The organism is Leptolyngbya sp. FACHB-8, from assembly GCF_014695575.1.
In the GTDB taxonomy this organism is placed as follows: Bacteria; Cyanobacteriota; Cyanobacteriia; order Elainellales; family Elainellaceae; genus Vacuolonema.
Genome location: NZ_JACJOO010000088.1, coordinates 1 through 13677 on the forward strand (window position 1 = coordinate 1; position 13677 = coordinate 13677).

Below are 13677 nucleotides of genomic sequence, written 5' to 3' on the forward strand. Positions count from 1 at the left end.
CTCTAACTGCTCCAGGCTCTCCGTCACCGTGACTTGAAAAGGACGTCCTGTCATCGCCCATCACCTCAAAGAGGACTCTTCTAGTTTGGCGCAGCTTCATATTTGTTTGGTATTACATCTAGTACCGCTTTAGCAGCAGACTCCAGAACCATTATTTTTTTCGCCACTTCGCGATAAAAAACAACGGTTCTGGAGTCTGCTGCAGAATGTGAAGCAGGTTATAAGTCCTGCTCAATTTCTACCAGTTTTTGCCGTGATAATTGCCCCAACTTAATCGTGACTCTAGACTTAGAAACTCCATAGGTTTTCGCCAACAGCTTAATCAACTCGGCATTGTTTTAAGGGTTGTTTTTTCCTGCGCGAAGCGCAGGAAAAAACAACCCTTCCAGATAGCTGTAAAACGTGCCCTAGTAGTCTAGAAATAGCATATCGAAGGTATCCACATGATCGGGTGGAAGCACCACAGGGGGCGGTTGGACAGGATTACCTTCAGCCGCCCGCATCTGATCCACCGAGTTCTCCATGTGGGCAACATGGCGATCGAGAACGGTAATGCGATCGCAAATCTGCTGTCGTCGTTGATCTAGACTTTCCAACTCTTGCTGGAGCCGCTTCTTCTCAACTACCAACTTATAAATATCAAGAAAAGCCGCCGCTTCCGACTTCTGGCGGGGCATAGTAGAAATCTTGGGACGAATGATTCCGCGATGTTGGGAGCGGGGCATGGACGCATTCCTCAGCTAGCGACCCGAACGGTCTTATTCTTCCCACTATTCCATTCCCCTCATCGGAAATCCGACAAACTTCGCATTCATTTATGTCCAGGAATTTGTGTTGTGGGTGGGGATGCTTCGCATCCCTACCCACAACACAATTCGTAAGTCCTAATGTCCACAGTTCCAAGCGTTTTTTGCTGACTCATAACTATAAAGCCCAGATGCTGCCTGTTAAGCAAGCAGCATTGGGTGCATCCCACTTTTGCAGATTTGGAAACCCACTTTTGTAAGTGAGGCGGGCTTAGCCCGCCTCACTTACAAAAGTGGGATGCACCCGCAGCATTTAGCTACTTTGGACTGCTTACTTCCTGCGGGGAAGAATTAAGTGCGATAGGCAAGACGCAAGCTTTGATAGAGCAGGAAGAAGGAGGCGATCGCCATCAGTCCACCCCAAAACCAGTAGGGTAACAGCAAACTCTGGGCGATCTGCCCCGAATCTGACAACATAAAACGTCCGCCGATTAAAGCCTGACGAGTGAAGAGATAATCCAACTGGTGATACGTGCTGATACAGGCTTGTACCCCCAAGAATTGGATGGAGAAAACTTGCAACCAACGAGAACCCCTCAGAGCGATCGCCAGAATTGCTAACCCCATCAAAGGAATAGCCACGAGGCCAAAGAGCGATCGCACCCAGATCAACGCCGACAGTACCAACGTTCCTCCCAACAGCAGCAGAGCCGTACGAGCCGAAGCCCGACTGCGAGAAGCCAGGATTAAAGCCGCACCGGCCAACGGAGGCCCCATTGGCCCAGCCGCAGACACCAACGCTCGCCCCAGAGGCCCCAAAACTCGCACATCACTGTGAAAAGCTACCCCGGAGCTATTCGGAAAAATCAGCAATCGCTTAAAGTTGCCCCCCAACAGCATAGCCATCAGACCATGCCCCATTTCATGAAACCAGGTGGCAAGAATACTGAAGGGATAAAGAATGTAGTTGCCAAAGGGAAACTGCCAGAGCAAGACGGTCACGATCGCCGCAGACACCAACCAGGTCAACCCAACGCGATCAGGAGCTTTGTCCATACCTATCATCGAATCATTCCAGCGATCGCTCATAGAGGCCGCACCAAAATGAAGGGATCGCTTCCACTCTAGCGATTCCTTCAACAAATTGACCATTTCTCAAAACTTGAGCTGCCTTAATATCTCACCTTAATCGGCACCGTCTTCAAATCTGCCTCCAGAGCTTCGACTGATCCATAACGGTTTTCTAAAGTCGGTTCCGTCAGCCGATGCAAAATGGGCACCATCTCCTTCGGCAGTTTAGGAATCAGGCTAGCTCGGAACCGGAGTTGGCCTTCCTGATCACCGTAAAATACAACGGGGTTATGGCCGGTGATCAGGAAGGCCAGCAGCGGAGCCAGGGCGAAGAGGTCAGTACCGGGGGAAGCATGGAGCTGCATTTGCTCGGGAGCAAAGTAGCCGCGTGAACCGGGAAGCATGGGCCGTCCCAAAATAACCCGTTTAATAACCCCAAAGTCGACCAGAGCCAGGGTGTCTTGCTCAGGGTTATAAATGATGTTTTGAGGCCGTAGATCACGGTGGGCAACGGGAGGCGTGAAGTCATGGAGATAGCCAAGGATCTGGCAGAGTTCGAAAATCCAGGCGATCGCCCGCTCCACCGTGACAGGCCCATGGGCAGCAATATAATCCCGCAAATTTTGACCGGGCATCATCTGCATCACAAGGGCAGGCTTTTTCCCTTCGGAGAAAAACTCAATCAGGTGGGGAAGATGTGCGTGATGAAGATGGCGCAGGGTTTCGGCTTCATGCTCCAGGCTGGCGAGCACTTGAGGGTCTTTGAGCCACTCCTCGTTTAAGGTTTTAAGGGCCACAGTCCGACCTGCACGCCAGGCTTGATAAGTAATACTCAGGTCGCTCTGACCGAGCACCGTAAGCAACTGATACTTACCCAGAGTATCGAGCACCTTCAGGGGTTGACCACAATCAACACAAAACAGGTCTCCCCCCCGTAAGTGGGGGCAATCCTGGTCAAAAAAACCAGGGAATGAGCTAGGCCTTTCCCCAGAATCCATAGAAGGGATCATGGAAATTGGATCGGCCGGCTCATCAGAATCGGCTTCAGGGTCAATTTGAAGATGCGCCGGAACGGGAATGATGCCACTAATCGATGAGTAGGAAGCCCCCTCATGCGGCACACCTCGCTCCAGACCGGGAAAACCGGTCTTACGATCTGTGACTTCGGTCGGTATCAGTATGTTTTCACCCCGAGGTTGAGTCTCAGTGCGGTTAGCCCGCATGGCAGCTGTGTCTTCCTTCAGAGCCTCAGGCCCCAACCGAATTTTGATATTCGGCCCTGAGCGAGCCAGGCGAATGATCGACCCGTCAGAGACGGGCACCTGGGTAATACGTTTCCCATCTAGATAGGTGCCATTCGTACCGAGGTTAACAGCTTCCCAGTTTGCGCCCACTCGTCGCAACTCAACGTGATGGCGAGAAACAACGGCACTGTAGAGAATGACATGATTATCGGTGGATCGCCCAATACGAATCACAGACTCATTTTCAAACGTCCAGAGCTGTACTGGGATTTGCTTGATCGGGTGCAGGAGGGATAGGGTAATCACACTGATGGGGAGATGGGTGATAACGGGTTGATCGAAGTGTCGAGGTGGGCAGAACTCCGGTAAGGGCGGTAAGGTCAGCGTAAGGGGAAACGTCCTCACTTATAAAGGCAATTCTAGAGGAACCGTAGAAGACCGGGCGATGGCCAGGGCGGTAAAGGCCAAATGAGCTTAAGATAGTTGGAAAATGAAGGTCACCTTGTCCCCCTTACCGAGGGAAAGGCGATCGCCCGGACGCAACCGATGACGGTTCCCCATGGGCAAGGGCATGTTGTTGACGTAAGTGCCATTGGAACTACCCACGTCCTCCAGGTAATAGGCGTCACCCTCTACTCGGATATCAGCATGGATGCGCGAGACGATCTCAGAATTTGGGAAACCTGATACGTCGATGTTAGGGGGAATGCGATCGTTCGGCTTGCCCAGATGAACAACGGTAAGATGCCCTGGAATTTCAAGTAAAGTATCTGTCTGCACATGCAACAGGCGAGCGGTCTGAAGTTGCAGTTGGGTCGCTGTAATGGGAGCCGGTACTTGTGGTGGTGGCGGCGGCGGTGGGGGTACGACAACTTCTTGCCCTGATAGGGGCGGCATTGAGGGAAGCGCTACTTCCTCTCCTGCCGCAGGAGGTACAGCAGGAACCCCAACTTCAGCCACTAACGGGTCAGGCATGGCAAGGGGATCTAGAGGCGGTAGATCGGGGATATCCAGACCCGGAGTGGGAGCAGGGGGTATGGTAGCACTGGCATCGGGTGCAACAGCCGGGCTTCCCTTTAGATTAGACCCACACTGACCACAAAAGCTTGCGTCAGCCTGCACCTTTGCCCCGCAACTCGGGCAATTCATCATGGTGGGTAGAGGTGTGTAGCAGGCTTCACACTGAATAGCTCCGTCGGGGTTTTGGTGGTTGCAGTTTGGGCAGACAATCATCGTTGCAATCTCTCGGCTGTGTTCCCATCAACGACATCCTAAGCGAGCCGATGTGTTGGAAACAATTTTTTAATGTCCTGTTATGCATTTTGGCTGAAATCTGAGCTATCGGCACCCTCATCTTAGAATTGGCTGATTTTTGGGGGGCTATACCCCCCAAAAACCAACAATTCTCTTTTATTTCGTTTTTAATGCCGGTACGTGACATTAAAAATTGACAAAGCACTAGGCTTGGGGCCAGGCCGCTGCATCCAGTAACCAATACAGCATACCCTGTGGTTGAATGAGCCGGGAGGGGTACTGATCAGCATCTCCTTCAGGGGCAAACACCTGGATTAGGGCAGGATGCTTGCTAGCTCCAGAAACCATGAATACAACGCGATCGCTCTGGTTAATCAAAGGCACAGTGAAGCTGATGCGGGGTTGACCGTCTTTGTTGCCAACTGTGATCAGGCGATCGCGGACTCCCAGCGCTTCTGTATGGGGAAAGAGGGAGGCTGTGTGTCCATCGTCTCCCATACCCAGGAGGATCATGTCCAGGGTTGGGACGGTGCCGGAAGTGTTGCCCAAAAAGGCTTTGAGTTCCTGCTCATAGCGATCCGCTGCGACAGCAGGGTCGGCGTCATCGGTGGGCATGGGGTGGATGTTTTCGGCAGGAATGGGGACGTGGTCGAGCCAGGCGCGGCGTGCCATCCCAGCGTTGCTATCGGGGTGATCGTGAGGAACGTAGCGTTCGTCGCCCCAAAAGACATAAATCTGCTCCCAGGGGAGGGATTGTTGGGCGATCGCTTCATACAGCGGTTTGGGGGTGCTGCCTCCGGCCAGGGCAATAGTGTAGCGTCCATTGCGGGCGATGGCTTCTTGGACGCTTTGTAGCACTAATTCAAGCGATCGCGCGACGAGGGCTTCGCGATCGGGAAACACTTCGACTTGGCGGGGCTTAGCGGAATCCATAGCATTTCTCCGGAAAGTGGAATGGTGTGCCTCAGGGCCTCGAGTGTGGATTGGTAATCGGAGGTTTGAGGTTCTCCCCAGGTTTAAGGGCGATCGTCTGGATTCGCAGAAATATTAACGATTTCTAAGGGTTTGGCTTAGGGTCTGGGGGACAAAGTGGTGTGTTATGGCGTGGCTCTCCTGCCATAATTGGCTTGAATGTGGCGCTTCGCATCGGTGGGAGAGGATCAGGTTTATGCGCTGTAGGAAATAAGTCTGCTTAGGTACGCTTTATGCAGATCAGTTCTTATTCTTAGGTTCCTCGGCTCACTGAATATGATGTGCTATCCGGTTCGTGAGTGGCACATCATTTTTAATGTTTATTGATGCCTACCGACTGAGTACTCGAAAAATCAGTTTTGGGTTTTTGGATATTGTTATCGCTTGGATGGTTAGGACATGGAGAGACAGTAGGTTCTAGGTTCCTTCTTTCATGGCTCTCGCCAGAGCCATGACGCCGTAAACTCGGATTCCTTGCTGTTTGAAGGCATGGATAGCCGCTTGGGCTGTAGCTCCAGTGGTATAGATGTCGTCCAGGAGTAGAACGCTTGAGTTGGATGGGCAGTGCCACGGCGGATTGACTTGCATCGCTCCCATCAAGTTTTTGCTCCGTTGGTCTGTAGAGAGGCCGAATTGCGCATGGGTGGAGCGAACGCGGAGTAAGGCACGTCGTTCGAGGGGGAGGCGGGTGATCTGGCAAAAGCTGTCAGCCAAAAGTTCGGCCTGGTTGAAGCCCCGTTGCTGGTGTTTGTCAGGATGCATGGGGATGGGAACGACCAGGAGTTTGGGGGGGTGTTGGATGGATTTCCAGGAGCGGCCCATCCAGTGCCCCAGGGGTTGAGCTAGCTGGGGATGGTTTTCGTATTTGAGGCTGGCGATCGCCCGTTTCAATGCACCTCCATACTGCCCCCAGGCAAACACAGGCGGCGTTTCCTGTTTGAAGCTGGTGAGGGTAGGGAGCTGGCAGTGCTGTACCTGTCTGATACAGCTGGGGCACAACTCCTGTTGGGTTGGCCGTTCGCAGAGAGGGCAGTCCTTCGCGAGTACTAAATTTACAAGTGGTTCGAAGTAGCGTGTCCACCCTGAAAAACTCGGCATGGAGGAGGTCTCATTGATATAGTAGATTTCCAAGTAACGGTCTAACTCGGTTAATCGAGCCCAACCGTTAGGAAGATGTAGCTATGACAGAAGAGTGCCAGAATCAACAGCAATCTCCAAACGTTTGCCTTGAACTCACCGGGCTCAGCCCTGTGATGTTTAATGGATTTGGCATTTAACAAATCTATAGTTCCGCTTGAATCGGTTAGAACTAACATAGTTTTACTTAGTTATTGCTTTGGGCTACCTTCCCAGGGGCCGCCCTGTTGACGTTCTGTACCGAGGTCACAAACCCAACCGAAACGATTGACGCGTTTTACATTTCCCATGGCATTACCACTACCCACAAAAGCAGCTCGCGATTTACCGGCTATTAACGAACGTATTCGTTTTCCACAAGTCAGAGTTATTGATGTTGACGGTACCAATCTCGGCGTGATGCACCCGAGGGATGCTCAAAGAGTGGCAGAGGAGAAAGAGCTCGACCTGGTTCTTGTAAGCGGTGAAAAAGCCGACCCGCCGGTTTGCCGCATTATGGACTACGGCAAATATAAATTTGAGCAGGAAAAACGAGCGCGGGAAGCACGCAAGAAGCAGCATACCTCTGAAATCAAAGAGGTGAAGATGCGCTACAAGATTGAGGAGCACGACTACAACGTCTGTGTAAACCGGGCTGAACGCTTTATCAAATCGGGCGATAAGGTAAAGGCGACAGTCATCTTTAGAGGCCGAGAAATCCAACATAAGGATTTGGCCGAAACCCTGCTAAAAAAGTTGGCATCGGATTTAGAGCCTGTTGCTGAAGTGCAGCAAGATCCCAAGCAAGAAGGCAAAAATATGATTATGATGCTGGCTCCAAAACGTTAGAGTCTGCCTTAAAAGTTGTTTTTTCATGCGTTTCGCGCATGAAAAAACAACCTTCAGGCAGCTCTAAAGCATGCCCTAATCTTCGTTCCCTGTAAGGGTGGGCTGACTCACCTTTACCCGGTAGACCATAGCCGCTGTATTGAGCGGTTTGTTTTGCTCTGCTCTACGTCTGCAAAAGCAAATCTAACCTTCTGGAAAACGTTCGCTATGGAGTTTTGCAGTTCGCTGTTGTTTGTTTTTGAGCTGAGAATCTGGCGTAGCTACAGACAAAACCTCTCAGGAGATTTCCAGATAAGAACTTCCCCATTATTTGGAAAAAAGGCGCGGCTTCGCCGCGCCTTTTTTCCAAATAATGGGGATATTGTTTCTCAGAAATCTCCTAGGACTTAGATTTTTCCGTTGGGGAACTTTGCCTCCCAACGGAAAAATCTAAGTCCTAGAGGTAGTTTTATTTTTTGCCCTGTACTGAGCAGTACTTCAACAAAAATTTACAAGTCCTGTGTATGCTTGTGGAGTCTACCCCACAAAAGATACAGGTTTGGCATACACCAGGTTTCTTGAGGTCGGTTTAGGCCAGTAAAAAGGGAATGATGAGGTTAGAAGAATAGTAAACATCAAAAAAGGGCGATCGCTATCACCCTTTTTATGGTTATGACAGCCTGCTCCACAACTCATCCTGACCGCTGGTGTCTTTCACTTAATCGACCCGTATAATCCGGCCCACCTACTTTACGTGGAGGAAAGTACCCTAAAGGTCTGAGCTGACCTCTGGGTTTGCTTCGTTTTCCTCTATGCCAACATCTACCGCTCACCCAGTCAAAACTTGTACCATCATCGTCAGGTTGAGGCACCATTAGGGGTTAGAGCATCTGCAGGGACATTACCCAGACTGCATGGACACCAACACCGGGTCGCCGACCCATACTTACAAAAAATCCTTGCTTGAGCGCACCCTCCTGCGCTGGCTTAACCTGCGGGCCGAAGAGAGTGCCCGAACCTTCTGGATGTTCGCCTTCTACACCGCTACCTCGATTGGGGTCCTGTGGCTGGAAGTGAGCATTGCCGCTAAGTTTCTGGATGCGTACGGGGCCGAGGCGTTGCCCTGGATTTACATCGTCAGTGCGGGCATTGGCACGATTTTGGGGTTCTTCTACTCATTCCTCCAAAAGTTTTTGCCCCTGCGCCGAGTGATTGTCATTATTGCTGTATTGATGGCTCTGCCATTGCTGGTGTTCCGGGTAGGCCTGAGTTTGCCCTTGATGGTGGGCTACACGGTGTTTCTCATGCGGCTATGGATGGAAGCCATCTATGTACTAAATGAGCTGAACACCTCCATTACCGCCAACCAGCTTTTTAATATTCGAGAAATTAAACGCACCTATCCTCTCATTAGCAGTGGAGTGTTGGTGGCCGACGTCCTCAGTGGTCTTTCATTGCCTCCGCTTCGCAACCTGATTGGTCTGGATAACATTATTCTTGGAGCTTGTTTACTCCTATTAATTGGCGCTCTCATCCTGTTTTACCTGAGCCAGACCTATCGCCAGTTTTTCCCCGATTCTTCACGACGGCGGCTCCAGGAACGTCAGCCTGACTTTACAACACGACGCCTTCGAGGACCATTGCAGCGATATGTCATTCTGGTCATTGCGTTCTTTGTGATGGCTCAGGTGCTCTGGCTGCTGCTGGATTACCAATATTTGGCACAGCTAGAACAAAATCTAAACCTGGATAATCTAGTTGATTTTCTCGCCATCTTCAGCGCCATTCTGGGCACCTTCGAGCTCTTGCTGCAATGGTTTGCCTCAAGCCGCATGATTGAGCGTTTGGGGGTGTTCATTGTCACCATGTCGTCTCCGGCCCTGCTGTTTGCCGTCAGTGGGCTGGCCCTCGGGGGAGCCGTCAAACTGTTTATCGGCGTGATCCTTCTACGGTTTCTGGATGAATTGCTGCGATATACCGTATTGGCGACCACGGGGCCTATTCTCTTCCAGCCAGTTCCCGATACCGTACGGAGCCGTATTCAATCTTTTGTGCGCGGAATTGCAGAACCCGTCGCCACAGGGTTGATGGGGGTGCTGATGTTGGGTGTGTTGGCGATGTGTAAACGCTACTTCGGCAGTCTTGATGAAGCTGCCTATGGGGATGTTGTCAGCAAGGCGTTTGTTGGCATGATTGCGATCTTTAGCCTGATCTGGTTATTTACGGTCTGGCGGTTGCGATCGCGCTACGTCGAACTGCTGGTCAAAAGTGCTGACCGTGGGGATCTCAGTCTTTCCGATGTAGACCTGCGAACCTTCAAACGGGCCATTGTGGAAGCCTTGGGCCGGGGGACTGATGCTGACAAGAAATCCTGTATTGAGTTGCTCACCCACATCGATCCCAAAAATGTCGGGGATGTGCTCAGCCCAATGTTGCCTCAACTCTCCCCAGCTTTGCAACGGCAAAGCCTGGAGGCGATGGCCGAGTATCCCAGCGAGATCTATTTGGCTGGGGTGCGATCGCTTCTCTTTGAAGACCTAAAACCCGATGTGCTGGCCCTGGCTCTGCGCTACATCTGGCTGACAGACCCTAACCCCGAAATCGGCCAGCTCCGCCCCTACCTCAACTCTGACATTGACCCCGAAGTGCGAGGCACCGCCGCGTCATTAATGCTGCGTCGGGGTAATCCTCAGCAGAAGGCCGAGGCTACCGATACCTTACGCCGAATGCTCACCCATAAGCGGGAGCGGGAGCGGGTGATGGGTTGTCGAGCCTTGGGAGAAGCGGTTTACATGCAAGCCCTGCGGCTCTACATCCGACCGCTGTTGCAGGATGAGTCGCTGCGAGTGCGCTGTGCGCTGTTAGAGGCGATCGCTGCCACACGCCTGGAGGAATATTACCCCTCTCTATTGCGGGGACTGTATTACAAATCCACGCGTGAGGCCGCTACGCTGGCCCTGGTCAAGCTGGGAGATGATGCCATCCCCATGCTTGTAAAGCTAGGCGAAGACATCTATAAACCAGAGCTGGTGCGCTCTCAAGCCTGGCTTACTCTGGGGCGAATTGGCACACCCCAGGCCATTGAAGCTCTAGTCTCCCACCTGATGGCTGCTTGGGGGCATACCCGCCGTTCGATCCTCCGCATCTTGCTGAAGCTACCTCAAGAACGGGGCATTGATGCGGTGGCTGACATTCTGGGTCGCCAGGGGGTTGAAACTCTAATCAACCAGGAATTGCAATTCATTGGGCATACCTACGCTGGCCTGCTGGATCTAGCTCCCGATCGCATTGCTGGCGATGATGCCGAACTATGGCGGCGCGCGATGCGAGATGCCCAGGAGGATTCTCGTCAGCGCATTTTCTTGTTAATGCGTTTTCTTTATTCTTCCAGCACGATTCAGGCCGCTCTGTTCAACCTGCAATCCAACTCCTGGGAAAGCAACGCCCGAGGTCTGGAGATCTTGGACAACACTCTAGATATCGAGAGTAAGGGGGCCTTGCTTAATGTGTTGGATCGGCGCAGCGATCGCGAAAAATTGGACAGCCTCTCCGATTTCATGGAGTATCAGCCCTTGTCCCCTAGCCAACGACTGCGGCATTTGTTGGATTTACGCTACTTCCTGTCAGACTGGGTGACGGCCTGCTGCTTCCACCTGGCTCGGCAACAGCGCTGGAGCCTGACGGCAGAGCAAACCGTCGCCGGGTTGCGACATCCCACAGGGTATGTTCGAGAGGCCGTGCTGGCTTACTTAAGTGTGGCTTCCCCTCGCTCCCTTCAAGAGTTCCTCCCGTTGTTGCAGCAAGACCCCGATCGCCTGGTCATGGCTCAGGTAAATTATCTGATGGCAAAGCTGAGGCTGGCGGTTGATCGAAGCAATTCCTCAAATGGGCATGCTAAACCTGCGCCCTCTATGACAGACACGACCGGACTAAACCCGATTTAGTCTGTAACGCTTGATCTAGAGGGAATTTATGCATCAGGGGAACTATAATGAGCCGTTATGCTACTGACCAGCGTTGATCGATTACTATTTGTTCGAGCCGTCCCCATCTTTCAGGAATTGCGGGATGACTTTTTGGTAAGGCTGGCATCCATTATGGATGAGTTGTCCTTCCCAGCCCGGCACACCATTTTTACCGAGGGGCAAGAGGGGCGATCGCTCTATATTCTCGTTTCAGGGCGGGTGCATGTGCATGTGGGCGATCGCGAGCTGGCTCGTCTTGATAAGGGAGCCTGCTTCGGAGAAATGTCAGTATTCGATGCAGAACCACGTTCTGCCTCCATTACCACCATTGAAGCTTGCGAGTGTTTGATGCTCACTCAACAGCAGCTCTACGAGGCGATCGAGGAAACTCCTGGTATCGCTGTCAACATCATTCGCCTCCTTTCCCGTCGTATCCGTGAGCAAAACATCAAAATTAACGAACTTCAGGAAACGAGTGGAAAGCGGCTGCCTATAGCCATCCACGAAAAATTAAGTGGCTTATAAGAATTTCCATACTTGTGGTGAATATCGCAGTAGTCACAAGGCCTATAGCAAAAAGGGGTGGGCTAATCCCACCCCTTTTTACAGTATTCAAATTGATTACAGCGCTTTTCAAACGCTTCAAATCTGGTTGTTTTTGTGAGAGCCGCGCTGAGCGCGGCTCTCACAAAAACAACCGTGGCTGATTCAAGCGCAAAGCGCTGTAAGTACAAGAGGGAGTGTGTGGCAGCACACACTCCCTCTTGTACTTAATCAACCTACACAGGACTTACGCAAGCCCGCTATCCGTAGCGCATTTGTGTTGTGGGTGGGGTGCGAAGCACCCCACCCACAACACAAATGCGTAAGCCCTGCTACATAAAGCGGTAGGCTTTAGGACACATGATTATCGGGGCAAAGCAAAGGGATCGGCATCGAGTGGATCAGGTGGTAACTCTCCTTGAGGAGAGGGCTGTGTCCTTTGAGGCTGAGCTTGAGGTTGAGGTTGGGGAGGAGCCGAAGGCTCAGCTTGGGACCGGGGTGATGGAGCCGCACTGGGTGCGAGGGGATCACCTGGCAAAGGAGTGAAGGTTGTTCCCGGAGGCAGCGTACCCGGAGCTACAGGTGTAGTTTGATTACCCTCAGTGCCCCCCTGACTACCGGGAGCTTCTGGCAGCGTGGCTAAGGCAACGCGATCGCCTCCCACCGAACGTAGAATATCGAGCACCTGAACCACATCGTTGTAACTGGCTAGCCGCGACGCGTAAAGCACCATAATCCCGTCGGGATTTGCGTCTCGAAACTCCACCAATCGCCGTTGCAGTTCCTCTGCACTGACCGCTTCTTTGTCGATATAGATCAAGCCGACAGGATCTACGCTAACCAGTAACATCTCCCGCATCTGAGTAATGCCACTGGTCGCGCGGGGTAAATCAACATTAATCCCTGCCTGCCGGGTGAGTGTTACCGACGCCAATAGAAAAAATGTCAGGATGCAGAAGATAACGTCAATTAGCGGAATTAACTCAATCCGAACTTCCGTCGCACTCGGTTGATACTTGACCTTCATAGAAGAGAGCCCAAATAAACAGCGCAGGTAAATGGAGTAATAGGCTTCAGGGTTCGATAGACTCCTGAACCTCAGTCGGGGTATCTGAGGCACTATCAGGTGAAGTCACTCGCAAGTGACCACTATTATTTTGTGCGCTGCCTCGTTTGGCCCAATTTTGCCGGTAAAGCAACTCAAGTTCGTTGCCCGCTTTCTGAAAGAGCTTGACCTGTCCAGAAGCTAAACCCTGGAAAACTCGATAGAAGGCGAGGCTAAGCAAGGCGACGATCAAACCAGTGGCAGTAGAGTAGAGGGCTTCGGCGATCCCAAAGGATACACCTTCAGTCGCACTGGTACCAATATCCCCAAGGCGAATATTTCCCAGGGAGCTGATTAGACCTAGCACCGTACCTAGCAGACCGAGTAGGGGAGCGATCGCAATAGTCGATTCGAGGATCTTGTCCCCCCGTTGCATAGCAGCTAATTCCTCATCGGCAGAAGCTTCTAAAGCCAACTTCAAAACATCTGGCTCCGGGTCATACAGCTCGAGGGCTGAGTTGAGGAAACGACCAATGGGCTGATCCGTGGAGCGGCGGGCAATATCTGCAGCAGCACCCCAATCCCGGCGAGCTGCTTCTAACACACGTCCGGCGATTTCCCGCTCGCGGGTTAGCATCTTCCACCAGAACCAAGCTCGCTCAATCGCTACCGAAAGCGACAAAAAGGACAGTATCAGTAGCGGGTACATTACAACCCCGCCTCTGGAAAATGCCTCGGCAATATTCACAACCCATGTCCTCCCAAACGTCCCTCGCAGACTCTATCGCAATCTGGGGTCCCAATCAAAGTATGCGAACTCATTTTAGTAGCTATGTCGTATTCCAGTTAATTCTAGTTTTCGCTTCGGTAATCGGGTTATCCGCACGAAGCGT

11 protein-coding genes and 1 pseudogene are annotated in these 13677 nt (G+C 51.9%); 3 read left to right on the plus strand and 9 right to left on the minus strand.

Features of this window, described 5'->3' with window-relative positions:
* Positions 1 to 218: 218 nt before the first annotated feature.
* From H6F91_RS28665 to H6F91_RS25695, 7 genes and pseudogenes are all read right to left on the minus strand, one after another.
* Positions 219 to 335: pseudogene (locus tag H6F91_RS28665) on the minus strand (DUF167 domain-containing protein); the annotation flags it as partial.
* 72 nt (positions 336 to 407) lie between these two features.
* Entirely contained in the window at positions 408 to 725 is a 318-nt protein-coding gene (locus H6F91_RS25670) for a hypothetical protein (protein WP_190773437.1), read from the minus strand.
* Positions 726 to 1097: 372 nt separating this feature from the next.
* Positions 1098 to 1835, minus strand: coding sequence for a M50 family metallopeptidase (locus H6F91_RS25675; RefSeq protein ID WP_190773439.1), 738 nt, complete (start codon positions 1833 to 1835; stop codon positions 1098 to 1100).
* 83 nt (positions 1836 to 1918) lie between these two features.
* The gene (locus tag H6F91_RS25680; RefSeq protein ID WP_190773436.1) at positions 1919 to 3466 is read right to left on the minus strand and encodes a protein kinase; all 1548 of its coding nucleotides are present in this window, start codon (positions 3464 to 3466) and stop codon (positions 1919 to 1921) included.
* A 69-nt stretch (positions 3467 to 3535) separates the two neighbouring features.
* A complete protein-coding gene (locus H6F91_RS25685; RefSeq protein WP_190773435.1) occupies positions 3536 to 4294 on the minus strand; it encodes an FHA domain-containing protein in 759 nt (252 codons plus the stop codon).
* Between the two features lie 225 nt (positions 4295 to 4519).
* Positions 4520 to 5248 carry a 6-phosphogluconolactonase gene (pgl, locus tag H6F91_RS25690; protein WP_190773434.1) on the minus strand — a complete coding sequence of 243 codons (729 nt, stop codon included), beginning with the start codon at positions 5246 to 5248 and terminating at the stop codon, positions 4520 to 4522.
* A gap of 456 nt (positions 5249 to 5704) precedes the next feature.
* A complete protein-coding gene (locus H6F91_RS25695) occupies positions 5705 to 6385 on the minus strand; it encodes a ComF family protein (protein ID WP_190773433.1) in 681 nt (226 codons plus the stop codon).
* Positions 6386 to 6712: 327 nt separating this feature from the next.
* Here H6F91_RS25695 and infC point away from each other — a divergent pair, with 327 nt between their 5' ends.
* The 3 genes from infC (at position 6713) to H6F91_RS25710 (ending at position 11721) form a co-directional block, all read left to right on the plus strand.
* Positions 6713 to 7252, plus strand: a complete 540-nt coding sequence (gene infC, locus H6F91_RS25700) for a translation initiation factor IF-3 (RefSeq protein WP_190773432.1) — start codon at positions 6713 to 6715, stop codon at positions 7250 to 7252.
* An 893-nt stretch (positions 7253 to 8145) separates the two neighbouring features.
* Positions 8146 to 11175 carry a HEAT repeat domain-containing protein gene (locus tag H6F91_RS25705; protein ID WP_190770361.1) on the plus strand — a complete coding sequence of 1010 codons (3030 nt, stop codon included), beginning with the start codon at positions 8146 to 8148 and terminating at the stop codon, positions 11173 to 11175.
* A 57-nt stretch (positions 11176 to 11232) separates the two neighbouring features.
* On the plus strand, positions 11233 to 11721 hold the full coding sequence (locus tag H6F91_RS25710) for a cyclic nucleotide-binding domain-containing protein (RefSeq protein ID WP_190770362.1): 489 nt from the start codon (positions 11233 to 11235) through the stop codon (positions 11719 to 11721).
* A 382-nt stretch (positions 11722 to 12103) separates the two neighbouring features.
* Here the strand turns inward: H6F91_RS25710 and H6F91_RS25715 are convergent, their stop codons facing one another.
* Together H6F91_RS25715 and H6F91_RS25720 are read right to left on the minus strand one after the other, a co-directional pair.
* Complete coding sequence (locus H6F91_RS25715) at positions 12104 to 12766, minus strand: biopolymer transporter ExbD (RefSeq protein WP_190770363.1); 663 nt, start codon at positions 12764 to 12766, stop codon at positions 12104 to 12106.
* Positions 12767 to 12812: 46 nt separating this feature from the next.
* Entirely contained in the window at positions 12813 to 13532 is a 720-nt protein-coding gene (locus tag H6F91_RS25720; protein ID WP_190770364.1) for a MotA/TolQ/ExbB proton channel family protein, read from the minus strand.
* Positions 13533 to 13677: the final 145 nt, after the last annotated feature.